General features: G+C 59.7%; 25 protein-coding genes. 10 read left to right on the forward strand and 15 right to left on the reverse strand.

Features of this window, described 5'->3' with window-relative positions:
* Positions 1-109: 109 nt before the first annotated feature.
* Positions 110-1,069, reverse strand: a complete 960-nt coding sequence (locus RIB87_RS06000) for an alpha-E domain-containing protein (protein ID WP_350144554.1) — start codon at positions 1,067-1,069, stop codon at positions 110-112.
* Positions 1,066-2,577 (reverse strand): circularly permuted type 2 ATP-grasp protein, encoded by a 1,512-nt coding sequence (locus RIB87_RS06005; protein WP_350144556.1) that lies wholly within the window; start codon positions 2,575-2,577, stop codon positions 1,066-1,068. The genes RIB87_RS06000 and RIB87_RS06005 overlap by 4 nt, the downstream gene beginning before the upstream one ends.
* Before the next feature lie 222 nt (positions 2,578-2,799).
* Here RIB87_RS06005 and RIB87_RS06010 point away from each other — a divergent pair, with 222 nt between their 5' ends.
* The gene (locus RIB87_RS06010) at positions 2,800-4,059 is read left to right on the forward strand and encodes a cytochrome P450 (RefSeq protein WP_350144558.1); all 1,260 of its coding nucleotides are present in this window, start codon (positions 2,800-2,802) and stop codon (positions 4,057-4,059) included.
* A 55-nt stretch (positions 4,060-4,114) separates the two neighbouring features.
* Here the strand turns inward: RIB87_RS06010 and RIB87_RS06015 are convergent, their stop codons facing one another.
* Genes RIB87_RS06015 through RIB87_RS06025 form a run of 3 tightly spaced genes read right to left on the reverse strand, consistent with a single transcriptional unit; the run spans position 4,115 to position 5,862 of the window.
* Positions 4,115-4,909, reverse strand: a complete 795-nt coding sequence (locus RIB87_RS06015) for a sulfite exporter TauE/SafE family protein (protein ID WP_350144560.1) — start codon at positions 4,907-4,909, stop codon at positions 4,115-4,117.
* Positions 4,909-5,457: a rhodanese family protein gene (locus tag RIB87_RS06020; protein ID WP_350144562.1), complete on the reverse strand. Its 549-nt coding sequence runs from the start codon at positions 5,455-5,457 to the stop codon at positions 4,909-4,911. The genes RIB87_RS06015 and RIB87_RS06020 overlap by 1 nt, the downstream gene beginning before the upstream one ends.
* Before the next feature lie 12 nt (positions 5,458-5,469).
* A complete protein-coding gene (locus tag RIB87_RS06025) occupies positions 5,470-5,862 on the reverse strand; it encodes an ArsR/SmtB family transcription factor (RefSeq protein WP_502943210.1) in 393 nt (130 codons plus the stop codon).
* An 88-nt stretch (positions 5,863-5,950) separates the two neighbouring features.
* On the opposite strand from RIB87_RS06025, the gene RIB87_RS06030 reads away from it, so the two are divergent.
* Entirely contained in the window at positions 5,951-6,823 is an 873-nt protein-coding gene (locus RIB87_RS06030) for an MBL fold metallo-hydrolase (protein WP_350144564.1), read from the forward strand.
* Positions 6,824-6,841: 18 nt separating this feature from the next.
* On the opposite strand, the gene RIB87_RS06035 is transcribed toward RIB87_RS06030, so the two are convergent.
* Entirely contained in the window at positions 6,842-7,423 is a 582-nt protein-coding gene (locus RIB87_RS06035) for a DUF427 domain-containing protein (RefSeq protein WP_350144566.1), read from the reverse strand.
* An 11-nt stretch (positions 7,424-7,434) separates the two neighbouring features.
* Positions 7,435-8,232 carry an acyl-CoA thioesterase gene (locus RIB87_RS06040; protein ID WP_350144568.1) on the reverse strand — a complete coding sequence of 266 codons (798 nt, stop codon included), beginning with the start codon at positions 8,230-8,232 and terminating at the stop codon, positions 7,435-7,437.
* A gap of 97 nt (positions 8,233-8,329) precedes the next feature.
* On the opposite strand from RIB87_RS06040, the gene RIB87_RS06045 reads away from it, so the two are divergent.
* From RIB87_RS06045 to RIB87_RS06055, 3 genes are read left to right on the forward strand one after another with little or no spacing between them, the layout of a single operon-like run.
* Positions 8,330-9,550 carry a metal-dependent hydrolase family protein gene (locus tag RIB87_RS06045; RefSeq protein ID WP_350144570.1) on the forward strand — a complete coding sequence of 407 codons (1,221 nt, stop codon included), beginning with the start codon at positions 8,330-8,332 and terminating at the stop codon, positions 9,548-9,550.
* A 17-nt stretch (positions 9,551-9,567) separates the two neighbouring features.
* Positions 9,568-9,774: a hypothetical protein gene (locus RIB87_RS06050; protein ID WP_350144572.1), complete on the forward strand. Its 207-nt coding sequence runs from the start codon at positions 9,568-9,570 to the stop codon at positions 9,772-9,774.
* Positions 9,771-10,655, forward strand: a complete 885-nt coding sequence (locus RIB87_RS06055) for a fatty acid desaturase (RefSeq protein WP_350144574.1) — start codon at positions 9,771-9,773, stop codon at positions 10,653-10,655. The genes RIB87_RS06050 and RIB87_RS06055 overlap by 4 nt, the downstream gene beginning before the upstream one ends.
* Here the strand turns inward: RIB87_RS06055 and RIB87_RS06060 are convergent.
* Positions 10,652-11,146: a group III truncated hemoglobin gene (locus tag RIB87_RS06060; protein ID WP_350144576.1), complete on the reverse strand. Its 495-nt coding sequence runs from the start codon at positions 11,144-11,146 to the stop codon at positions 10,652-10,654. The genes RIB87_RS06055 and RIB87_RS06060 overlap by 4 nt on opposite strands.
* 46 nt (positions 11,147-11,192) lie before the next feature.
* On the opposite strand from RIB87_RS06060, the gene RIB87_RS06065 reads away from it, so the two are divergent.
* Positions 11,193-12,656: an alpha-L-fucosidase gene (locus RIB87_RS06065; protein WP_350144578.1), complete on the forward strand. Its 1,464-nt coding sequence runs from the start codon at positions 11,193-11,195 to the stop codon at positions 12,654-12,656.
* A gap of 14 nt (positions 12,657-12,670) precedes the next feature.
* Here RIB87_RS06065 and RIB87_RS06070 read toward each other — a convergent pair whose 3' ends face one another.
* Both RIB87_RS06070 and RIB87_RS06075 read right to left on the reverse strand, forming a co-directional pair.
* Positions 12,671-13,516: a class I SAM-dependent methyltransferase gene (locus tag RIB87_RS06070; protein ID WP_350144580.1), complete on the reverse strand. Its 846-nt coding sequence runs from the start codon at positions 13,514-13,516 to the stop codon at positions 12,671-12,673.
* On the reverse strand, positions 13,517-14,296 hold the full coding sequence (locus tag RIB87_RS06075) for an SDR family NAD(P)-dependent oxidoreductase (RefSeq protein WP_350144582.1): 780 nt from the start codon (positions 14,294-14,296) through the stop codon (positions 13,517-13,519).
* 262 nt (positions 14,297-14,558) lie between these two features.
* On the opposite strand from RIB87_RS06075, the gene RIB87_RS06080 reads away from it, so the two are divergent.
* Positions 14,559-15,422: a fatty acid desaturase gene (locus RIB87_RS06080; protein WP_350144584.1), complete on the forward strand. Its 864-nt coding sequence runs from the start codon at positions 14,559-14,561 to the stop codon at positions 15,420-15,422.
* A gap of 12 nt (positions 15,423-15,434) precedes the next feature.
* Here the strand turns inward: RIB87_RS06080 and RIB87_RS06085 are convergent, their stop codons facing one another.
* The 4 genes from RIB87_RS06085 to yghU form a co-directional block, all read right to left on the reverse strand.
* A complete protein-coding gene (locus RIB87_RS06085) occupies positions 15,435-17,039 on the reverse strand; it encodes a DUF3336 domain-containing protein (RefSeq protein ID WP_350144586.1) in 1,605 nt (534 codons plus the stop codon).
* 115 nt (positions 17,040-17,154) lie between these two features.
* Positions 17,155-17,940 (reverse strand): alpha/beta hydrolase, encoded by a 786-nt coding sequence (locus RIB87_RS06090; protein ID WP_350144588.1) that lies wholly within the window; start codon positions 17,938-17,940, stop codon positions 17,155-17,157.
* A gap of 72 nt (positions 17,941-18,012) precedes the next feature.
* A complete protein-coding gene (locus RIB87_RS06095; protein WP_350144590.1) occupies positions 18,013-18,681 on the reverse strand; it encodes a crotonase/enoyl-CoA hydratase family protein in 669 nt (222 codons plus the stop codon).
* A gap of 102 nt (positions 18,682-18,783) precedes the next feature.
* On the reverse strand, positions 18,784-19,659 hold the full coding sequence (yghU, locus tag RIB87_RS06100; protein ID WP_350144592.1) for a glutathione-dependent disulfide-bond oxidoreductase: 876 nt from the start codon (positions 19,657-19,659) through the stop codon (positions 18,784-18,786).
* A 265-nt stretch (positions 19,660-19,924) separates the two neighbouring features.
* Here yghU and RIB87_RS06105 point away from each other — a divergent pair, with 265 nt between their 5' ends.
* From RIB87_RS06105 to RIB87_RS06115, 3 genes are read left to right on the forward strand one after another with little or no spacing between them, the layout of a single operon-like run.
* Positions 19,925-20,305: a hypothetical protein gene (locus RIB87_RS06105; protein ID WP_350144594.1), complete on the forward strand. Its 381-nt coding sequence runs from the start codon at positions 19,925-19,927 to the stop codon at positions 20,303-20,305.
* A 17-nt stretch (positions 20,306-20,322) separates the two neighbouring features.
* The gene (locus RIB87_RS06110) at positions 20,323-21,261 is read left to right on the forward strand and encodes an XdhC family protein (RefSeq protein ID WP_350144596.1); all 939 of its coding nucleotides are present in this window, start codon (positions 20,323-20,325) and stop codon (positions 21,259-21,261) included.
* Positions 21,258-21,845: a nucleotidyltransferase family protein gene (locus RIB87_RS06115; RefSeq protein ID WP_350144598.1), complete on the forward strand. Its 588-nt coding sequence runs from the start codon at positions 21,258-21,260 to the stop codon at positions 21,843-21,845. Before RIB87_RS06110 ends, RIB87_RS06115 begins: the two co-directional genes overlap by 4 nt.
* On the opposite strand, the gene RIB87_RS06120 is transcribed toward RIB87_RS06115, so the two are convergent.
* Positions 21,846-22,442, reverse strand: a complete 597-nt coding sequence (locus tag RIB87_RS06120) for a hypothetical protein (protein ID WP_350144600.1) — start codon at positions 22,440-22,442, stop codon at positions 21,846-21,848. It abuts the gene before it with no gap.
* Positions 22,443-22,450: the final 8 nt, after the last annotated feature.

Here is a 22,450-nt window from a genome sequence, read left to right on the forward strand (position 1 = left end):
AGCCCGAAACACAGGCGCGCACCACTCCGGCCAAAAGGCGGGAACGGCACCGGCGCGCAACCCTTATAGATCACTCAACAGTCAAAGGCGTTGTCTTTTTGGATGCCGGTCAGGCCGCTTCGGGGAAGAAACTCAGCGCGAACTCGTCACTGACGCGAATGAGCTCATCCTGAATGGAATCCAGAAACTCATGCAGACCCTGCTCCATCACTTCTTCGATGGACTCGTTCTCCAGCGTCTTGATGAGATGCCGTAACTGCTTGCGGGTCTTGGTGCTGGGCGCAACCTGATAGGTTGATTCCAACCCCTCAAGCACCTGCACCAGCCGCACCAGGCACGCGCGCACCGAGCGCGCAAAATACTTGTCGAACAGCATGAACGCAGCGACAAGTGCAGGGGTCATTTCCTGGGGGTGCGCCCGGCGAAACGCATGATACCCCGCCGCCGAACGCAGCAGCGCGTTCCACTGGCTGACATCAAGGCGCGACCCCACATCTTCAACCGACGGCAGCAGCAGGTGGTATTTCACATCAAGCAGCCGCGTCGTCTGGTCAGCACGCTCCAGTGCCCGACCCACTTCATAAATGTACCAGGCCTCATCACGCATAAACGTGCCTTCGGTGATGCCGGTGTGCGTCTGGCACCCCTCCTTCACCATGGCGCAGAACGTTGAGAGTTTGGCTTCATTCACATCCGCCCGCCGCTTGCCCGCCACCTTGCCGTGGAACGTGTTGATGTGCGTCCACATCTCGGTGGAAATCAGCGGACGCAGGGCGCGGGCATTTTCCCTCACGGCCTTGAGTTGCGACACGATGGAATTGGGATTGTTCGTATCCAGCGTATAAAAATGAATGACGGCATCGGTTGTGGCGCTGGTGTCGCTGTGCAGTTTGGCGAACAGCGCCGTGTCTGAAAAGATTTCCAGCACGGCAGCCCAGTTTTGTTCGCCCAGCGCATTGCGCGAGAAGGTTTCGTTGACGTCCAGCATACGCGCAAGATTTTCACACCGCTCGATATAGCGCGCCAGCCAATAGATATTTTCTGCGTGGCGTGAAAGCAGGCTTGTCATTCAAGCACCCATGTATCTTTGGAGCCGCCACCCTGCGACGAGTTCACCACCAGCGACCCTTTTTTGAGCGCAACGCGCGTCAGCCCTCCAGGCAATACCCAGGTGTTCTTGCCGGTGACAGCAAACGGCCGCAGGTCCACATGTCGCGGCTCAACCCCGCGTGGCATCAACGTCGGGCTGACGGAGAGATTTATCATCGGTTGCGAGATGAAATTATCAGGGTCGTCCTTGATGAGTTTTCGGGTGCGCGCGATCTCGCGCTTGGAGGCACGTGGCCCGATCACCACCCCATAGCCGCCCGACCCGCCAACGGGCTTGACCACCAGGTTCTCAAGATTATCCAGCGTGTATTCAAGGCCCTCAGGCTCGCTGCAGATATACGTATCCACATTATCGAGCGCGGGCTTTTCGCCCAGATAATATTCAATCAGCCGGGGCATGTAGGCATACACCGCCTTGTCGTCGGCAACGCCGGTGCCCACCGCATTGGCCAGCGCCACATTGCCCTTGAGGTAGCTGCGCATGATGCCGGGCACACCCAGCGCGCTTTCGGGGTTGAAGGTTTCGGGGTCAAGAAAATCATCGTCGATGCGACGATAGATGACGTGAACCGGCTCAAGGCCCTTGATTGTCTGCATAAAGACTTTGTCATCACGCACCACGAGATCGCGGCCTTCAACCAGCGGCACCCCCATCTCGCGGCTTAAAAATACGTGCTCGAAAAACGCCGAGTTATAAACGCCCGGCGTCAGCACCACCACCTGCGGGTCGCGCACATTGGCGGGCGCCACCTCGGCCAGCTTTTCGTGCAGCATCTGCCCGTAGTTGGAGACATGCCGCAGACCAATGTTGCGCATCAGGTCGGGAAACGCCCGCTGCATCAAATGGCGGTTCTCGATCACATACGAAACACCTGACGGCGTGCGCGCATTGTCTTCAAGCACGCGAAAATCGCCCTGGCCATCGCGCACCAGATCGACGCCGCAAATATGCGCGTAAGTGCCGTAGGGCAGATCCACACCCTTCATTACGTCGCGGAAGTTCTCGTTGCCTTCCACCAATGACGCGGGCACCACACCGTCCTTGATGCAACGCTGCTCATGATAAATGTCATGCAGGAACTTGTTGATGGTTTTGACGCGCTGCTGCACGCCGGTTTCAACTTTCGCCCAGTCCCCTTTTGAGATGACGCGCGGAATGATGTCGAACGGCAACACCCGGTCGATCACATTTTTTTTCGTATAGACCGTGAACGTAATGCCTGAATTGAAAAGCTCGCGCTCTGCTTCGCGCGCCCGCCTGCGCAGTTCGCGCATGTCCAGCGGATCCAGCAGTTTTCGGACCGGCGTTGCAAACCTGGCCGGCTCATCAACCGCGCCGGTCAATTCGCAGTAAAAATCGCCCGCATCGTAATCCGCCATCAGGCTGGGCACGTCGGGAGCCGCCACGGCACCGCTCCGGGGGCGCGGCGAGGCAGATGGCTTTTTCTTCTGTCCTGTCTTTGTCACGGCAGTATTCCTAGCATCTTCGCCAGCGAGTTTCAATTTTTGCATGTTTGGTGGGCAGAATAGGGGACGCGGAAGGTTTGCACATTTTTTGGGCGAACGGGCGCGCCGCTGTTTATTCTTGCATCCGCCACAAACGCGGAGTTAGGCTACGCAATAACAGGCGCGATCAACGCGCTCGGCAGACTGAAAGACCGCCACACACCCCTTGGGAGGGACCCCACCATGAGCCAGGCTGTATCAAGTGACGCAGGTGCACCCGCACCGCTCACCAGCAAGACCAACATCGCCGACCCCGATCTGTGGGATCGCAACCTTTATTTTCCGATCTTCGAACAGATGCGCGCGCAGGACCCGGTGCACTACTGCGCGGAAAGCGAATATGGCCCGTACTGGTCGGTGACGCGCTACGACGATATTATGGCGGTAGACACCAACAATCACGTTTATTCATCAGAAGCAGACCATGGCGGCATCGTCATTGATGACCGCATCACCATTGATCCCGAGCGGGACTTCAAGGCCGTCAGCTTCATCTCGATGGACCAGCCAAAGCACGACGAACACCGCAAGGCTGTGAACGGCATCACCAACCCGAACAATCTGCAGCACTTCGGCACCATCATCCGCGAGCGCACCAGCAACCTGCTGGACAGCCTGCCCGTGGGCGAAGAGTTCGACTGGGTGCCAACAGTCTCCATCGAGCTGACCACGCAGATGCTGGCGACCCTGTTCGACTTTCCCTTCGAGGAACGTCACAAGCTCACCCGGTGGTCTGATGTCATCACGGCAGAGCCGGGGTCGCCCATTGTCGAAAGTCAGGAAGCCCGCATCGCTGAGCTGAACGAGATGGCCGGATACTTCATGGCCCTCAAGCAAAGCCGCCTCGCCAACCCGGACGGCATCGACCTGCTGACCATGATGAGCCACCACCCGGCGACCGCGGAAATGTCGCCCGAAGAGTTCATGGGAACGCTATCGCTACTGATTGTCGGCGGCAACGACACCACCCGCAACTCTATGTCCGGTGGCGTGTACGGCTTTAGTCAGTTCCCGGATCAATGGGCAAAGATGGTGGCCGACCCCTCGCTGATCGACAACGCCGTCGCGGAACTGATCCGCTGGCAGACGCCGCTGGCCCACATGCGCCGCACCGCCCTTGAAGACGCCGTGCTGGGCGGCAAACAGATCCGCAAGGGCGACAAGGTGGTGATGTGGTATGCGTCAGGCAACCGCGACACAGCCATTTTTGATGATCCCGACGTCATCCGGATTGACCGCAAGAACGCCCGTCGGCATCTATCGTTCGGCTTTGGCATTCACCGCTGCATGGGCAACCGCATCGGCGAGCTGCAACTGCGCATCCTGTGGGAAGAAGTGCTCAAGCGCTTTTCACGTATTGAAGTGACGGGCGCACCCGTGCTCACCAAATCCAACTTCGTGAAGGGATATGCGTCGTTGCCGGTGAAACTGCACGCCCTTTAGGCGCAAAAACACAGTCAACAAAAAGGCCCGGCGGTGTGTCGCCGGGCCTTTTTAATTACACTGCCTGCCAGATGATGAGCGCGCCGACGCCCATTACCACGCTGGCAAAGACCGTTCCCAGCACATTGCCCCTGCGCCCCAATGCACGCGACGTGCGCTGCCCAGCAAAGCCGCCGACCACCCCGCCCGTGATCATCGCAAACGCGACCGGCCAGTCCACGAGGCCGGACACGCCATAGTTTGCAGCGGTTGTGGCGCCAAACGCCAGCACTGCAACAAGCGATGTGCCAACGGCAACCGAGAGCGGCATCCGCGTGGCCGCCATCAGCCCCGGCGCGATCAGGAAACCGCCACCGATCCCGAAAAAACCTGCGCCCGTCCCGGCCCCCAACCCAAACGGCACCAGACGGGGCAGCAGCTCGCGTGCCGTGTCCAGCGTCAGCCGGACATCGGGTTGTTCCTCACGCGTTTTTGGTACCAGCGTCCAGATGCCAATCAGGATCATTGCCGCGCCAAACGCTGCAAGCAACGCGTCGCCGTCAATGGCTTTACCAAGACTTGACCCGGCATACGCACCCACAATGCCCGACAGGCTGAACACCATTGCGCAGCGCCACTTCACAGTGCCTGCCCGCGCATGGGCCACCAGCCCCGAAGCGGCATTCGCAGCAACACCCACCGCCGCCGTGCCGATAGCAATGTGCGGGCTGGCCACACCGACAACGTAAAGCAGCAGCGGAACGGCAAGGATCGATCCGCCGCCGCCCACCAGACCAAGAATGAACCCCACCAGCACACCCACGCCGCCCGCGAGCACCAGCATGGTCGGGTCCGCCAGAAAGGCCTCCACTAGACCGCCATCCGGTCGGACGCGGAACTGCCGGCACGCGGCATCCGGTTCCACGGCATCAACGCCAAAAGCCGCGCCATGCCGCACCACCCCGATGCCCCGGCAAAAAACAGCCCGGCCCCGACAAACCCGGACAGAGCCAGGAAGCCCGGCGATACGAAATACCCAAGCATCACGCCCAACAGCACAAGGCCGCCAGCGGTCATCTGCACCTGCCGCATGATTTCAAGCGGTGCCCCGGGCGTGCGCTCCACGGCAAGCCCCGCCTTCTTCCAGGCATCCAGCCCGCCTTCAAGCACATATGCCTTGCCCGCCGTGCTGGCGGCGAGGGCAGCCGCGTGAGCCTGGGTCCGCGCCCCGGACCGGCAATGAAAAATGATGTCGTCGCCTTCGGTATCAAGCTGCTGCGGCAAGGCGGAAGCAGGCACGCACCTGGCTCCTGCGATCCGCTCGCGCAGATGCTCGTCGCGCTCGCGCACATCAATGAGGCGGGTGCCCCTGGCAATGCGCTGCTGCGCATCCTGCGGGGTAAGGGGATGAAGTGTCATGACGGTCGTCCTTTATGGCTTGAAGTAGGGGGGCCGGCCTGAAGAAGGGGGGCGGCCTGAAGAGGTGTCTGCCGCATCGGGCGGACAGAAAATGTCGTGCAGCACCATCACCAGTTGCTCCACGCGTGCGTCACTGATGCGGTAGAAAACCGTCTGGCCATCGCGGCGGGTGCCCACCAGGCCATCGTCACGCAACAAGGCAAGGTGCTGCGACAACGCTGACTGCGACAGCCCCACATCGCCCGCAAGCGCGCCGACAGACGCTTCGCCGATTTCGATCAGCCGGCACAACACCAGCAATCGCTTTTCGTTCGACAGGGTCTTGAGAAAGGCTGCTGCTTCGGCAGCGTTTTCAGCCATGTCCTGTGCCCGGTTATCGGCAGGCGTTTTGGGTGTGTCGATCACGGAACATCCTATATATTAGTTATTGCTAATTTAGAGAGTTATAATATATATGTCAAGCAACATGACAGCCATACCGAGGAGAGCAGACATGACCATGCGCGCCGATGTGCAGGGCTTCTTTGACGCTGATACCAATACGGTGAGTTATCTGGTGTCTGAACCAGGCGGGCCAGCGGCCGCCATCATCGACCCGGTTCTTAACTACGACCACGCCAGCGGCACCTTCACGAAGTCCGGCGCACAGGCCATTCTGGATGCAGCCGCTGCCCGCGGCCTGACCATCAGGTGGATTCTTGAGACCCATGCCCATGCGGATCATCTGTCTGCCGCGCCATTCATAAAATCCAAAACAGGCGCGCCGGTTGCCATCGGCGAGCACATCACCGATGTGCAGCAGATTTTCAGCACGGTGTTTGACGCAACCGACGTCAGCAGATCAGGAGCTGAGTTTGATCGTCTGTTCACGGACGGTGAAACGTTTGACATCGGCACTCTGACAGCAAGGGTCATTCACACCCCCGGCCATACGCCGGCCTGCGTGTCCTACCAGATCGGCGACGCGGTATTTGTCGGTGATACGCTGTTCATGCCGGACTACGGCACCGCGCGGGCGGATTTTCCAGGCGGCGATGCCGGCACGCTGTACCAGTCAATTCACAAACTGCTGGCACTGCCGCCGGAAACGCGGCTGTTCGTGTGCCATGACTACCTGCCCGCAGACGGGCGCGATATCCACGCATGGGAAACCACGGTGGCAGCTCAACGGACCGGCAACGTGCATGTGCATGATGGCGTCGCGCAGGCAGATTTTGTGCGGATGCGGCACACCCGCGACAAGTCCCTGGCAGCACCGGCATTGCTGCTGCCGTCCGTTCAGGTCAACATCCGCGCAGGGCACCTGCCGCCCGCATCACCCAACGGCACCAATTATTTGCGCATCCCGATAAAACCGGCCGCCTGAGCAAACACTTCGGTCGCGTTACCAGTTTTGCGACCCCGGCCCGCCCTTGATCGGGCCCTTGATGGCGCGCGTGACCCAGCCTGCATAATAGCCGCCGGGCTGCGGCACGACCTTCTCAGATCCGACAAAACACGCATCCACCCGCGCGGGATAAAACGCAACCCACCCGGCAATGCGCGCCATGTTTGCGTCCAGATCGTCCAGCGGCTCAGGGTAGGCGAATGCTGCGTGCTCCACGCGCACACCAGGCAGCACCAGATCATAATGAACCGCCGCCCCCTTCCATTCGCACACGGTTACATAATCGGTTTCACGCAACACGCCGTCAGCCACATCATCACGCGGCACGAAATACACCGGCGCACCAGCTGTTTCGACAACCCGCAACGCCCGATCGCTTTTTGCTATTACCTGACCTGCATGTTCCACACGCACCGGACCAAGTGCGCCGCGCACCTGCGGCGGACGCGGATAGTCCCATACCGATTCCTCACCCGCCGCCACAGGCTCAATCCGGGCAGGGCGCACGGAATTACGCCACGCATCACGCGCGCCCCCCACACGCTCAAGCAGCCACTTCTTGTCTGGTATCTTTTGCATCAATGCTCCGCTTACGGATAAACGGCCAGCGTCTGTTCGCTGACGGCAGCAGCCTGCCCTTCAGGGGTCCATAATGTTGTGACATGATGACCATAGCCGTCACGCAAAGACGTCAACCGCGTGTGAATAAGCCACCAGCCGCCTTCATCAACCGGCGCTGGCGGCTCGAACAGCGACACCGACCACGCCACCGTGCTGGACTTGGCCATGCCCGGCATTACGCCGATGGCAGGAGAGGGAATGGCGTCGGAAAACAACACGCTGAGCGCCTCAGGGCCGATCTGCCCGTCGCGGGCGCGCAGCCAGGTCAGACTGTCGGTTTCGGTGGAGCCTGAATAGGGAACCGCCCCGCGCACCCAGCGAAACTCGAAATGCTGCAAAAATTTTGGCATCAGACCGTCAATATAGGGCGCGGCCTCGATCATGTCCGGTGCGGGCGCGTCCGGCCACACAGGCGGCGGCACCCGGTCAACCGTATCCAGCGGCAAACCGAAGATCGCCCGCGTCGTTGCAACCCGCTCACCATCCTGAAACCCGATGGCGCGGATCTGCGTCAGGTTGCGGCCATCGCGCTCCATGGAGGCTTCAAACCGCAACGGCCCCGGTTGCGACGGGCGCACAAACGTCGTCTGCAATGCCCGCAGCCGACGGTCGGGAGCGGCCAGATGCCGCGCCGCCATCAGTCCAAGCGCCGCCACCAGCCCGCCAAAGGCCGCACGCCCCTGCAACCAGTCGTCAGTGATGGTAAAAATCGTCGCATCACCATCGCGCTCATATGCGGTGGTGAGGGTTTCAAGTGTTGAGGACATGGGTGGGGTTTTCCGCTTTGTTTAGGTTAGACTTGGCGCAAACGCACACAGAAACAATGGCCGAAGAAGCCCAGAGAAGAAAAGAAACCTGAAACCAATGAAAACAGTCATCCGCAACGGTCACATCCTCGATACAGCCACCATGAAAATGGGTGAAGCCCAAACCGTCACCATCGAGGACGGCGTCATCGTAGAGGTTGGCGGCACACCCGGCACCGGCGCCGACCACGACATTGATGCCAAAGGCGGCTTCGTATTGCCCGGCCTGATTGATGCTCACGTGCATTTTCGCCTGGCCACGCTGGATTTCAGCAAGCTGGCGTCCTGGACCGAAGTTGAATACGGCATTGCCATGACCCGCCTCGCCCGCGAAACCCTGGCGCGCGGCTTTACAACAGTGCGCGACATTGGCGGCGATGTATCCGGCCTGATGCGCGCCATCCGCACCGGCGCCATTCCCGGCCCACGCATTTTCCATGCTGGCCGCATGTTGTCGCAAACCGGCGGCCATGCGGATGCTGAAGGCGGCCCGCGCCCGGTGCCAACCTGTGCCTGCGAAATGCGTCACACAGCATTTGGCATTGTGGCAGATGGTGTGGAGGCCGTGCGAAAGGCCGCGCGGCACAACCTGCGCGACGGGGTGGACTTCATAAAAATTCACGTCTCCGGCGGTGTGGCGACACCTTCCGATCCACTGGACTCGATCCAGTACACTCCCGAAGAGATCCGCACCGTTGTTCAGGAGGCGGAGCATCGCCATACCTATGTGGCCGCCCACGCCTACAGCCCGCAATCCATTTCCATGGCAGTGGAAAACGGTGTGCACACCATTGAGCACGGCAATCTGCTGGACGCAGACGCTGCAGCGAAAATGGCAAAGGCGAATGCGGTTCTGGTACCAACCCTCGTCACTTACATTGCGATGCAGGAAGTCGGCAAACAACTTGGCCTGCCGCAAACCAACATCGACAAAAACAAGGTGGTGGCCGACGCAGGCATTGCATCCCTTGAAATTGCCAAGGCCGCCGGTGTCACCATGGGCTTTGGCACCGACCTCATCGGCGAAACACAGGGGATGCAGAACCGTGAGTTCACCATCCGCGCGCAGGCCCTGACACCTGCCGACATTCTCCATGCCATGTATGTTGTGAACCCTCAGATCATGCGCCTTGAAGGTAAGGCCGGTGTCATCGCGCCGGGTGCTGCCGGTGACATTGTGATCGCCAATGCCAACCCGCTGGACGACATCAACGTGCTTGCCGACCCGGCAAAGAACTTCACCCACATTCTGCAGGCAGGCAGTCCCGTCAGCCGATAATCAGCAAGATCGCAGATATGAAAAACATGCTCCTCGCAGGGCTTCAGTTCCTCTTCAGGATAGGCCCCATCCTTTTTGGCCTGGCGTTTCTGGCACCGGTCAGCGCAGAGCTGATGACGCTTGCAGGCATCATCCAGCCGTTCGGTATGCCCTCCATTTATGTGGGCCTCATCATTGGCCTGAGTTGGGGCAGCTACGCCCTGCTGCGCGGGAGATGGATATGAATACCCCTAGTCTCACCAAAGAGCGGGACGCAGAACTGCGCACCCTTGAATACGCCATCGCCAAGAAATACACCGGCGGCACACCCTGGCGCATTGTTGCGTGGGGCATTGGCAATGTCGCGGTGTGGCTGTCTCTCTGGCCGCTGGTGATGACGGGCGCGCTGCCGCTATGGGCTGGCTTCATTATCGCCACACTGTGCGTCACCGTGTGTTACCTGCCGTCGCACGAAGCGCAGCACAACAACATCGCCCGCCCCGGCACGCGGCTTCGCTGGCTCAACGAACTGGTGGGGTATGTCTCAACCATTCCCATGGTGCTGCCGTACCGGACGGCACGCCTCACCCACCTTGAGCACCACGCCCACACCAACAACCCGGAACTGGACCCGGATTATGGCGTGACCGCCAAAGGCTGGTGGGACGCAATCCGCACATCCGTCATGGCGCGGATCGACCGCACCAGCGGTGGTGGCAACGCCGCCTATGCCCGCACCCTCGACAGGATTGGCGGCAAGGCGGCAGACAGAGCCCGCATCGAAGCCCTCATCCAGTCACTGGCGTTCTGGATCATTCTGGCGGTGATGGCGTGGAGTGGCTTTGCTCTTGAAGCACTGCTGCTGTGGTGGCTGCCGCGCCACATCGGCGTGACATACATCCAGCTCCTGTTGAGTTGGGCACCCCACCACCCCGGCGAGTTGAAAGGCCGCTACAGGGATACGCGCGCCTTCAAGTATCCGTTCGGCAACATCGCCGCCATGGGGATGGAGTATCACATCATCCACCACCTGCACCCGTCGATCCCGCTGCACAAAAACATGCCCGCCTACCGCGAGCTGAAACCGATTCTCGAAGAACGCGGATGCGACCTGGGTGGGCTCTAGGCCGTAGTCCGGGGCGGCAGCCCCGGCACCCCAAACAGCGCAAGCTGCAAACTCGCGGCAATTCGCTCCGCGCGCTCCATGAAGTAGGCAACGGTCTGCGCTGAAGGCGAGATGTCTTCAAGCGTTTGGCGAAACAGCCCCAGCCAAATGGCAAAATGCGCGCGCTCGATTTGCGGGTGCTTCATGTGCGCAGGCACGGGCTTACCGGAATAGCGACCGGCATTGAGCGCCACCGACGCCCAGAAATCCTTCATGGTCGCCAGATGCGGTGCCCACGTATCGCCAATGGCGTTTTCAAAGATAGGCCCCAGCGTCGCATCGGCACGGATACGTCCGTAAAACGTCTCAACCAATTCATCGATAAACGCATCATCAATGCCAAGTTCGGCAGCGTTCGCCTGAATGTCCGCGCGACGCTCCTGCGCTGTTCTCAGCCGTGTATTTGTCATGTCTGTTACTGCTGCGTGCCGGATAATCTGGTCAATCGGCATATGTGGGCATCTTGGCAAATATCCGACCGCTGCCATACTACGCCTTATGACCTATGATCCAAACCTTGCTTCGCTAAACGCTCATCGGGTTCCCAAATGGTATGACGATGCAAAGTTCGGCATCTTCATTCACTGGGGCATGTGGGCCATTCCAGGCTTTGCCGGATCAAGCGGCAGCATCGGCGATATCTTTCGCGATCACTACGACAAAGCCGTGGCCATGACGCCGTACACGGAGTGGTACGAAAACGCAATCAAAGTCCCCGGCACACCATCCGCCCGGTTTCATGCAGAGACCTATGACAACCGGCCTTACGCAGACTTTCGCGATCCGTTTCTTGAAACCGTTGAGCAATGGAATCCCGACGCCTGGGCAGACCAGTTTGCCCGCGCAGGCGCCCGATATGTAGTGCTAGTTACAAAACACCACGACGGGTTTTGCCTGTGGCCATCGAATGTAAGAAACCCGAAGCGCGACAACTGGTTTTCAAAACGCGACATTGTGGGCGAGCTGGGCGAGGCCGTGCGGGCGCGCGGTATGCGCTATGGGTTGTATTACTCAGGCGGCATCGACTGGACCTTCAACCCCAAACCGCTGCGCACTCTGGGGGACTTCATCGCCTCCGTGCCGCGCGGAAAATACCCCGCCTATGCCGTGGCGCAGATGCGCGAACTCATAGACCGCTATGAGCCGTCCATTCTGTGGAATGACATTTCGTGGCCAACACCGCTCAAGCCGCAGATGCAGCTTTTTGCCGACTACTACAACGAGATTGCCGATGGCGTTGTGAATGATCGCTGGATGCCCGTCTCATGGAAATCAAACCTTATGCGGCTGCCTCCAGTGCGGCGCAGTTTTGACCGCGCAGTGCGCAAGCGCATGATGTCGGATGCACCGCAAAAAGGCATTACGCCGCCCAAGCCGCCCCACTATGATTTTCGCACACCCGAATACGCAACCTTTGACGACATTTCGCCGGGCAAGTGGGAAGCCACACGCGGCATGAGCCATTCCTTCGGCTTCAACCGCAATGATACGGACGCAGACTATCTGACGACGGCAGAAATCGTGCATGGGTTTGCAGATGCCGTATCAAAGAACGGCAACCTGCTGCTCAATGTCGGCCCGCGTGGCGACGACGGGACGATTCCGCCGGAGCAGACCAAACGCCTTGATGCATTCGGTGCCTGGATCAACCGCAACGCAGATGCAGTCTATGGCACACGACCGTGGGGCAAAGCACACGGCGCGGCGGTGACGGAAAGTGAAACCATAGAGCTTCGCTTTACCTGCACCGACAGCACGCTGTTTGCCCACGCGCTTTCAGCAACCCGGCCTGAGCGCGTGCGCATTGCTGACATTGCCGTGGCCGAAACAGCCCGCATCGAGCTGTTGGGCCATGGCGCCGTCGCGTGGAGCAGCGAAGCAGGCGGTATTGCATTGACCCTGCCGCCCAAGACCGACGCGGACCCCGCGTGGGCACTGGCGATCACGCCCAAACCCGCATAGGTCGCGCGCAACCGCTAAGCAGTGGCCGATACAATCCAGACGCCTGCACCAAGCATCACCTGTCCATCTGTGATTTTTGCTGTCATGGCATCTGTCAGATCTGACATCACGGCGGCTTTTTCAGCGTCGGTCTTGTCCATCATCACCCGCGAGATAGGTCCGCGCAGCATCAGGCTTTCAGCCGCGGCCTGTGCGGAGCTTCCCTGATTGAGCTTGGCCGCAAACGGCTCCGCGCTGGCGTTGGACCATCCGGCATCCCCCAGAATGCCGAGCGTTCGCTCAATATCGGCAAACGCAAACGGCCCCGGCGCATGCGGGTCCGGGGGCGGCGGAAACGCCACATGCTTCTTGGCAATACCCAGGCCGATATGCACCCACTCGTTCTCACGCACCGGTTGCCAGCAGACAAACACCATCCGCCCGCCCGGCTTTGTGTGCGCATGAATGTTTTTGAAGGCCGCGACTGGCTGCTCAAAGAACATCACCCCAAAGCGCGAGATCACAAGATCGGCGGCATCTCCCAGCGTATCCGTCTGGGCATCCCCAAGCGCAAACGTTGCGTGAGCCGCCCTTGCGTCTTTGGCGCGCGTGCGGGCCAGCTCCAGCATCGGTTGCGAAATATCAACGCCATGTACAGCACCCGCCGCGCCAACAGCACTGGCAGCCCGAAGGGACGTATCGCCGGTGCCGCAGCCGATATCAAGCACGCGTTGACCATCAGCAGGCGCTGCATGAACCATCAACTGCTCAGTGAACGGAGCAAGAAACCGATCCATCTCTTCCTGTCCCGAAACCCAGCTTGACCCGCCCTGTCCGTTCCAGAACTCTTTTTGATCCTGATTGATGTCAGCGTCCGTCATCTAGCGGCCCCCCTGACCATCATCAACCGTGATAACGGTGCCGGTTACAGCCTCCGATGACGGCGACACGAGAAACAGCAGCGTTGAATCCATCTGCTCTGCGGTGCAGATACGCTTGCGCGGAAAATGCTTTGAGAAATCGCCCATGCGTTCCAGCATTCCCTCCAGCATCTCGGTCATGAAGGCACCGGGCGCAATGCCGTTGACGTTGATGTTGTAGCGCGCCCACTCAACAGCCAGCGCCTCCGACATCCGCGCGATGGCGCGCTTGGTGATCGAGTACAGCGCCGCCCCGTTGCCGTCATAACGGTATGCCGCCACGGAGGCGATATTGACGATGCGTCCGGGCTTCTCGGCGGCGATCAGCCGCCTGGCAACTTCCGCCGCCAGAATGTATGGCCCGCGCAGATTGGTATCGATCACCCGGTCGATCAGCTCAACTTCCATCTTGTGTGCACGCTGCGCATCCGGGACGCCGGCATTGTTGATGAGAATATCAATCGTGCCGAACTGCGCTTCAGCCTCCGCCACCACCTGTTTGATATTGTCCGCATCCGTCATATCCAGCGGCAGGGCAATGGCCGTACCGCCCATGCCTTCAATCTGCTTCCTGACTTCTTCCAGACGCTCCACCCGCCGCCCGGTCAGCACCACCTTCGCGCCCGACTGCGCCAGCACATGGGCAAAGCGTTTTCCAAGACCGGATGTTGTGCCTGTCACCAGCGCCACACGGCCTGAAAGATCGGCTGAAAAACGGGGGGCTTCAATTGTGTCGGCCATCGTCACTCTCCTGAATCGTTTTATGTAATTTTTTCATCCTATCCATACCCACCCGCCCTGAAAGCAGCAAACCGTGATCCCGGCCGGATGTGAAAACGACGACGCAGATATCTTCCCGGACATTTTTATGTCAGAAAAGAAGGGACATATGGCAAATGCGACAGTTGCGGAGCCGACCACTGGTGCGGTGCAATATATATCAGCTAATGTAGGCCCTATATCATCTTCGATCGGTGATTTACCGCACACAAACGAGAACATCATGCTGCCGGAATTGAAGCCCCACAGCGACGCCATGGCCACAACAGCCCATGCCATGGTCGGCGGTGTGGTCTGGCAGACCATCGCTCTGTCACTGGGGTCCGCGGCGGCCATCGGGACCGTCATGACTCTGGGCGCGCTTGGCATGATGCCGCTATGGGCGGTGGCAATTGTGGTCTATGGCAGCGTCTATCTCAGCTACACGGCGCTGCATGAATCCGTGCACCAGAACATTTCCGGTGACCGCAAGGACATGGTGTGGATCAACCGCGCGATCGGCACATTGTCATCGTTCTTTCTGTCGCACTCCTATGAGATGCACCGCACCATTCACCTGACCCACCACCGCAACACCAACGACCCAGAACACGATCCGGACCATTGGGTGAAGGGCTCAAACGGTCTGATGACGATGCTCCGTAGTCTGACGATATTTCATGGCTACTTCCTGTATTGCGCCCGCCATTGGGACGACAAGAGAATGCGCCGTGCCTACTGGGTCGGTCTGCGTGACACCCTGATTTCCACGCTCGCATTGGTGCTGGTCGCTGTTTTTGTGGACTGGAAGCTGGCGCTGTTTGGCTACGCCGCGCCTGCAGCCCTCGCCGCCATGACGCTGGGCCTGCTGTTTGATTATTTTGTACACACGCCGCACAAGGCGCGCGCCCGGTTTGAGAACACCCGCGTGTTCGTGTTTCCCGGCTGGCTGGATACGCTGGTGACATGGGCCTATGTGCAGCAGAACTACCACGGCGTGCACCACGCCTTCCCGCGCATTCCGTTCACGAGATACCGTGCGTTCTTCCGCGCCACTGACGCGGACATGGTGAGCGCTGGCATGCCGGTCGCACGCCCGCTGGGGTAAGCCCCCGGCGCGTCAGGTGGCAGACATCTTGCGTCGCGCCTTTGACGACGCGCTTGATGACCCGCTTGCGGGGGCGGATTTCTTACCGCGCGGACTGCGCGGCGCGGTTCTGGTCATTCTGCCGCGCGAACTTGACCGTGCGCTGCGTTCAGCGGTGCTGCCTGCTGCATTTGCGGCCAGTTCAATTTCCAGCGCATCATATTCAACAAGAATGCGGTCAAGTGTCCGGCTGATCTTTGTGCAAACCCTGATCATCTCGATCTTCGGCCAGGTTGCCCGCTCGCCTTCTTCGACGAACGACATGATCTCGTCCTGCGTCGGTTGCGACAACAGCTTACGCGGATCAAAAATACGGGCCGTCGGAATGATATTGATGTCGCCGGTATAGGTCTGCGTCGCGACGGACGAAAACATCGACAACACAAAGTTCACCCGCGGCATGTCGCGCGTGAACATCTGCGTCATCGACACACCGCTGCGCACAAGCTCCTTGGCAAGCTTGCCCGCCTGCTGGGTAATCAGCGCAACAATCCCGGTGTCTGTCTTGGGATCCCTGATCCACGGAATGACCAGCGGGTTCACCATCGACACAATAAAGTGGTTCACGCCGTAAAGCCGCATCAATCGCTTGGCCGGCAGATCGTCATGCACCGACCCGTCAACCCATTTACGCGTCGGCAGATAGGGCTGCCTGTCACCCCGAACGGTCTTGGCTTCCAGCATGACCGGCGGAAAAACACCCGGTACCGCGCTGGAGGCCAAAACAGCCTTGCGGACATAAACGTTCGGCGATGTGATGGCATTGAGCAGCCGCGAGGTCTGGTGCATTTCGGCAGGCGCAATGGAGACATTGATGTGCCGCCCGGTCTTCTCAAACGCTTCCTGAAACGTCAGATCCGGGATCAGCCGCGCAATCATCTCTTCGACTTCATGAATATCAAGTTGTGCGTGCTTGCCCCACAACGCGCGATCAAACCACTTGGCCTCGCGCCGCGCCTCAAGCGCAAGTGCGGGGTCCGCCACCAGCCGCGCCAACTGTTCATCGCTGTTTGACCCAAGCACCGCAGCAACAATGGAGCCGGCGCTGGAGCCGGACACAACCGTCGGCAACAGATCATGCTCAATCAGCGCCTTGACCACGCCCATGTGGTAGTTGCCAAGAATACCGCCGCCCGACAGCATCAGTGCCGTGCGACCATAACAATGACTGGCGCGGCGGAAAAAATCGACCTTCTCCTCAAACGAGATTTCATCCGTATCAAGAGCAGCAAGGTGCTCAATTGCTGACGCAATCTCGTCCACGTAGTCGCAGATCAGCTTCTTGGTGCCAAACTTCGCGCGTTTATACAGCATGGGTTTTCCCATGCCGCCCATGTTTCCGTGGATGCCTTCGTTGAGCGCAAACAACAGGCCCACATTGTCATGACGCGCGCGCAGCTCGCGCAGCCTGTCAAGCCGCGACCTGATTTCCACATGGTCATAGAGGCGCGATTGATCCATGCGCTTCCACCGGTCCATACCGGTCTTGGCATCATGGTCCATCGCCGCCTGCGACCACTCGGCGTAGCTGTCTGCCATCGCGATGGCGTCTTCGAGTTTTTTAAGGCCGTTGAACATTTAGCGCTGTCCCCTGCGTTGTTCAGCGCGAAGTATAGCACTTTGGCAGCATCATTTCGCGCCTGCGAAACAGCCGCGACCATTGAACCCGGAAAAGAATAAAAACCAAACAAAATCAGTTGGTTAGAAACTCACGCCCCAACCAGTCATTGATGGTTTCAGCGCTTTGTTCCCACGCCGGGTCCACCATCAGGTTATGAGCGCCGGGCACAACCGTAAGGGGTGCCGCGAAAGTTCTCGCCAGCCACTCATGGTCGGCCATCGGGATGGACCAGTCATCACGTCCGGCCACGACAAGCACCGGGCGGGTATCAAGATCGGGCGTCGCCGGAGGCGAACGCTTGAAGGTTTCAGCAATGGCACGCGGAGATTCGCTGCATAATTCGGATATGTATTTTGCCCTCAGGGTCGGGTCCAGATCATCCCCATAGAAAAACGAAACAAAGGCCGGCATACCCGCCTGCATGTTTCCGAAAATCTGTGCACGGATGAGCGCGATCGGGTGTTGACGCAACATCCGCCAGGCAACGCCAAGAGACGCACGCAGGGGAGATGAAGCAAGCAGAACCGCCCCCACAACATTCCTGTTGGATGCCCGCACCATCTGCGCCAGAACCCCGCCCATGGAATGGCCGATGAGCACAACCGGCCCGCCGATGCGCGCCATGGCGGATTCAACATCCTGCGCAAAGTCATCAAGGCCCGGCTTGTCAACCGCCAGGTCGCCGGGACTGGCACCATGCCCACGCAGGCTCACAGCATGTGCCGCCCAGCCCTCCGCTGCAAACCACGGCAAAAAATGATGATCCCAACACCGGGCATCATGAAAGCCACCGGGGATGAACAGCAGCGACGGCCGATCTGCGGACGCACATCCGCGCGATATGAGTTCGAGTGTCATGGTGTTCCCTTTGTCATGGACGCATCACGGCACGGTCACACGCATCACGCAATAACCTCAAAGGGAAGGACGCTAGACCCCAAGACTCTTGTTGATGATGCGGATCGTATCCGCCCGCAGCATCCGCTTGTTGTTGCGATACGCCTCGCCGGGAAGCTGTGCGAGTTGCGCCGCGATGCCGGACGCAGCCTCAACCACCTTTTCCGCGTCCACCACCTGATCCAGATAGCCCACGCTGACCGCACCGTCGGGGTCATACATTTTTGCCTGCACGATGGCGGCCGAAAGCTGTTGCGGATCAAGCCGCGCCTTGGGCAGCTCGATACCAAAGACCGGCAGCGTCATGCCGTTGGTGGTCTCATTTGCACTAATCGCAAACTCGCCACGCGCACCAACACGCGTGTCGCACGACAATAGAAAAAACGCACCCATGGCAATCGCGTGGCCGGTGCAGGCCGCCACCACGGGAAGTTCTCCGCCGTAAAGCCGCATGGCGAACGCGCCACCGCGATTGACCAGCGCGGCCACTTCTTCGCCGGTCGCACCCCGCATGAGCTTGAGGTCAAAGCCCGCTGAAAAAAGTCCCGGCTTACCCGCCAGCACAACGGCCTTTGCTTCGGCCTCCGCCTTGTCCAGCGCCGCCTCCAGCCCTTCCAGCAGTGTAGGGTTCACGGCGTTGGCCTTGCCGTCATTCATGGTGATGACGGCAACATCGCCGTCCATGTCGAGCGTCACACTCATGCGCGCATTCCTCCTGATTTTTTCTCTTCTGCAAAACGAATAAGGGGCCACGGCACAAAATGCCAGTGGCCCCTTAGCGGTACACAACGCAAACCCGCGCGCTTAATCCGCGGCCGCAATCTTGTCGGCGGTCTTGGTATCAAAATCGCTGGCGTCGTGGCGCTCATGCAACTGTGATTCAGGCGCGCCAAACACGCGGTTGACCATCCGCCCGCGCTGAACGGCAGGGCGTTCGCCCACCAGATCCATCCAGCGTTTGACGTTTTTATATTCTTGCGTCTGCAAAAACTCCGCAGCGTCATAAGCGGCATTTGCCACCACAGCGCCGTACCATGGCCAGATCGCCATATCGGCAATCGTGTACTCGTCACCCGCCATATATGTGTGGTCCGCCAGATGCCGGTCCAGCACATCAAGCTGGCGTTTTACTTCCATGGCAAAACGGTCAATCGCATATTCGATCTTGATCGGGGCGTAGGCATAAAAGTGGCCAAAGCCGCCACCCAGATAGGGCGCACTGCCCATCTGCCAGAACAGCCACGACAAACACTCGGTGCGCGCGGTGTGATCCGTCGGCAAAAACGCGCCAAACTTTTCAGCCAGATACAAAAGGATCGCCCCGGACTCAAACACCCGCGTTGGTGGCGTTGTTGAATGGTCCATCAGCGCAGGGATCTTCGAATTGGGGTTAGCCCCCACAAAGCCGCTGCTGAACTGCTGGCCTTCACCAATGTTCACCAGCCATGCGTCATATTCAGCTCCGCTGTGACCCTTTGCCAGCAGTTCTTCAAGCATCACCGTCACTTTCACGCCATTGGGCGTACCCAGTGAGTAGAGCTGCATGGGGTGCTTGCCCACCTGCAACTCTTTATCGTGCGTGGGGCCAGCAATCGGGCGGTTTATATTGGCGAACCGCCCACCGCTTTCCTTGTCCCACGTCCACACTTTGGGTGGCACATATTCAGTTGTGTCGCTCATGGCGCGCTCCCTGCCTGTCTTGTTCGGGTTGTATGTCTAAAGAGGGGTTGCCCCATGTGACCACGCATGTGCACAGCCGTCGAGGCAACTTTCATGACCCAAGGTGAGGGCGTGGGCCACGAATTTCAATTCACGACATTTGAGGCCACCCCGCCACCCCTTCGCAATACGCCGCTGCTGACATACTATTCGACAGGAAAGCAGGCTGAATAACAGCCTCAAAAACATGTCGCACACGCAAAACACGCGTGCGTAAGGGGGGTGAATGATCTGGATTGCACGTATTGCCGTTGGCCTGGCGGGCCTGTTCTCACTGGCCATGGGGCTGCAAACCTTTTTCACCCCGGAAGCTGCCGCCGTCGCGCTTGGCCTGGGCAGCAGCCTGCCGGACCTGGGCATGAACACATTCCGCGCTGATGTCGGGGCGTTTTTCCTTGCGGCGGCAACATTTTGCATCATTGGCCTGTTTGCAGGACGGCCCGGTGCGATCTATGGCGCAGCGCTTCTCTATGGTCTGGCGCTCATCGGACGCATCCTCGGCGTGGTGATGGCGGGCGCGCCAGCAGGTGTGGAAACGCCGATTGTTGTAGAAGCGATTTTGGTGCTGCTGCTTGTGTTTGGTGCCCGCACGCTTGGCAAACGGTAGAACGTAGCGCACCTGTAATGTCCAGCTTCACACACCCGGAAGATGTCCTGCGGTTTCTGACCGACACGGCCACCGCCGGGCGCTCCGGTGCGCTGGTCGCCATCACTGAAACCGTTGGCGGCGGACTGCGGGCACCCGGCGCCCTGATGGCCGTGGACGAAGCAGGACGGTTCGCGGGCTACATGTCAAACGGGTGTGTCGATGCTGATGTCATTCTCAATGCGCGGGAGGCCATCCGCGATGGCAAACCCAGGAACCTGACATACGGCGCAGGGTCCCCATTTTTGGATATCCGCCTGCCCTGCGGTGGCCGTCTGAGCATGATCGTTGTTCCAATGCCTGATACGCAGGTCATCAGCACCGCCTGTGCACAGCTTGAGAGCCGCACCGGGCTTGGCCTGAAAATTGCCGAAACCGGCATTTCTCTTGCTACGCACATGCCTGACAAAACCGCATGGGATGGTGATCTCCTGACAATGCGCGTGGTGCCCAAACTGCATTTGCGCATTGCCGGGCGCGGCGAGGAACTTCTGGCCCTTGGACGGCTGGCGGCAGCCGCCGACTTCGCCGTCACGGTTCAATCCCCGGACGACATAACCCTCAGTCGCGCGAAAGAGGCCGGGCTCGCACATCAACGCCTGACAACACCACACTCCCTGCCCGCCCTGCAGGACGATGAATGGACAGCCTTCATTTTGATGTTCCACGATCAGGACTGGGAGGTGCCGTTGGTGCGCCAAACCCTGAACGGGCCTGCATTCTGGCTGGGGGCTGTTGGCAGCCGCCGCACCCACCAGGTGCGTTGCGAGGCGCTGCGTGAGGCGGGCGTATCGACAGACGGCATTCGTCGCCTGAACGGGCCCATCGGCCTCATTCCGCGCACCCGTGACGCTTCCATGCTGGCCGTCTCAACACTGGCCGAAATTGCAGGCAGCTACAAAGACCTCAATACATGAGCCTCGCAGACGTCGCGATCATCATTCTGGCCAGCGGCTTGTCGCAGCGCTTCGGTACCCGCGACAAACTACTGGCGCCGCTGAACGGCCAGCCTATGGCGACGTTCACCGCCAATCTGGTGAGCGGTCTCGACGTTGGAAAGGCCATCAGCGTGGTGCCCGCAGATAACCCGCACCTCGCGACCATTTATGCGGACGCAGGCATCGAACTGGTGCTCAATCCCAGTCCCGAAAAAGGCCAGGGGGCATCGCTGGCCCTGGGTATTGCGGGCATCCAAGGCCTGCCCGTCGCAGCAGCGCTGGTATTGCTGGCCGACATGCCCTTTGTGACACCAAGCCATATTCAAGCTGTTGTCGCTGCATTGGACAATCACGCCGCCGTGGCAAGCAGATATAAGGGCGTCATCCTGCCGCCCGTTTTGTTCGCGCGAAAGACCTTCGGTACCCTTACCCGGCTGACAGGCGACAAAGGTGGCAGGGCTGTATTTGAAAACCTGAGCAAGACGGCCTGTGTCGATATGCCGGAGCGCGATGCAACCGATATTGACACGCCGCAGGCACTTGCTCGCTCGTCTGTGAACTGACTAATCGGCCGCTGGGCATGGGGTGCCCGCGTTCTGCCATGTGAGCAGCGCGGTTTTCACCTCTTCAGCACTATGGGGCGCGGGCTCCCGACCGGGGCCGGGAGACCAGCCCCACAGCACCAGCGGATCATCAACAACGTGCTGAGCAACCTGCTCAACGCTCTTGCCGCCATTGCGCTCAGGGTCTTTTATCTGTTCGCAAATCTGGGTGGAACTTTGGTCCCACCAGACCATTTCCACCGGCGCCAGAACCCAGTTCGGCGCACCCGGCGCACCACGCGGAAACGGCATATTGGATGCACGGTGGCAGGTTGCACACGACAATCCCGCAGCCTTGCTGCGTGTGGCATCCGCCACAACACCCATGCCATGATATGGCCCTCGCCCCTCATAGCTGGGGCCAGACCAGCGCGGCTTGTTATCGTCCGGCACATGACAGTTGACGCAGCGCGCGTGAGAGAAAACTTCAAACGCCGTGTTCCACGCCTCCAGACCTTGTGCCTCACTTGTTTGTGTTCGCGCATCTGACAGTGAGCCTGCCAGCACCACAAACACACCGATGCCAAATATTGCTGCACCTGTCAGAACACGGAACATATTGGCAG

The sequence above is a fragment of the Pyruvatibacter sp. genome, assembly GCF_040219635.1.
Lineage (GTDB): Bacteria > Pseudomonadota > Alphaproteobacteria > CGMCC-115125 > CGMCC-115125 > Pyruvatibacter.

What these genes read in the sequence shown, in the direction of transcription:
- RIB87_RS06115 (WP_350144598.1), top strand. Translation starts at nt 21,258, where the DNA reads ATGAGCCTCGCAGACGTCGCGATCATCATTCTGGCCAGCGGCTTGTCG.
- RIB87_RS06030 (WP_350144564.1), top strand. Translation starts at nt 5,951, where the DNA reads ATGACCATGCGCGCCGATGTGCAGGGCTTCTTTGACGCTGATACCAAT.
- RIB87_RS06090 (WP_350144588.1), bottom strand. Translation starts at nt 17,940, where the DNA reads ATGACACTCGAACTCATATCGCGCGGATGTGCGTCCGCAGATCGGCCG.
- RIB87_RS06110 (WP_350144596.1), top strand. Translation starts at nt 20,323, where the DNA reads ATGTCCAGCTTCACACACCCGGAAGATGTCCTGCGGTTTCTGACCGAC.
- RIB87_RS06080 (WP_350144584.1), top strand. Translation starts at nt 14,559, where the DNA reads ATGCTGCCGGAATTGAAGCCCCACAGCGACGCCATGGCCACAACAGCC.
- RIB87_RS06075 (WP_350144582.1), bottom strand. Translation starts at nt 14,296, where the DNA reads ATGGCCGACACAATTGAAGCCCCCCGTTTTTCAGCCGATCTTTCAGGC.
- yghU (WP_350144592.1), bottom strand. Translation starts at nt 19,659, where the DNA reads ATGAGCGACACAACTGAATATGTGCCACCCAAAGTGTGGACGTGGGAC.
- RIB87_RS06095 (WP_350144590.1), bottom strand. Translation starts at nt 18,681, where the DNA reads ATGAGTGTGACGCTCGACATGGACGGCGATGTTGCCGTCATCACCATG.
- RIB87_RS06035 (WP_350144566.1), bottom strand. Translation starts at nt 7,423, where the DNA reads ATGCAAAAGATACCAGACAAGAAGTGGCTGCTTGAGCGTGTGGGGGGC.
- RIB87_RS06065 (WP_350144578.1), top strand. Translation starts at nt 11,193, where the DNA reads ATGACCTATGATCCAAACCTTGCTTCGCTAAACGCTCATCGGGTTCCC.
- RIB87_RS06105 (WP_350144594.1), top strand. Translation starts at nt 19,925, where the DNA reads ATGATCTGGATTGCACGTATTGCCGTTGGCCTGGCGGGCCTGTTCTCA.
- RIB87_RS06045 (WP_350144570.1), top strand. Translation starts at nt 8,330, where the DNA reads ATGAAAACAGTCATCCGCAACGGTCACATCCTCGATACAGCCACCATG.
- RIB87_RS06050 (WP_350144572.1), top strand. Translation starts at nt 9,568, where the DNA reads ATGAAAAACATGCTCCTCGCAGGGCTTCAGTTCCTCTTCAGGATAGGC.
- RIB87_RS06020 (WP_350144562.1), bottom strand. Translation starts at nt 5,457, where the DNA reads ATGACACTTCATCCCCTTACCCCGCAGGATGCGCAGCAGCGCATTGCC.
- RIB87_RS06085 (WP_350144586.1), bottom strand. Translation starts at nt 17,039, where the DNA reads ATGTTCAACGGCCTTAAAAAACTCGAAGACGCCATCGCGATGGCAGAC.
- RIB87_RS06055 (WP_350144574.1), top strand. Translation starts at nt 9,771, where the DNA reads ATGAATACCCCTAGTCTCACCAAAGAGCGGGACGCAGAACTGCGCACC.
- RIB87_RS06060 (WP_350144576.1), bottom strand. Translation starts at nt 11,146, where the DNA reads ATGCCGATTGACCAGATTATCCGGCACGCAGCAGTAACAGACATGACA.
- RIB87_RS06070 (WP_350144580.1), bottom strand. Translation starts at nt 13,516, where the DNA reads ATGACGGACGCTGACATCAATCAGGATCAAAAAGAGTTCTGGAACGGA.
- RIB87_RS06120 (WP_350144600.1), bottom strand. Translation starts at nt 22,442, where the DNA reads ATGTTCCGTGTTCTGACAGGTGCAGCAATATTTGGCATCGGTGTGTTT.
- RIB87_RS06000 (WP_350144554.1), bottom strand. Translation starts at nt 1,069, where the DNA reads ATGACAAGCCTGCTTTCACGCCACGCAGAAAATATCTATTGGCTGGCG.
- RIB87_RS06010 (WP_350144558.1), top strand. Translation starts at nt 2,800, where the DNA reads ATGAGCCAGGCTGTATCAAGTGACGCAGGTGCACCCGCACCGCTCACC.
- RIB87_RS06040 (WP_350144568.1), bottom strand. Translation starts at nt 8,232, where the DNA reads ATGTCCTCAACACTTGAAACCCTCACCACCGCATATGAGCGCGATGGT.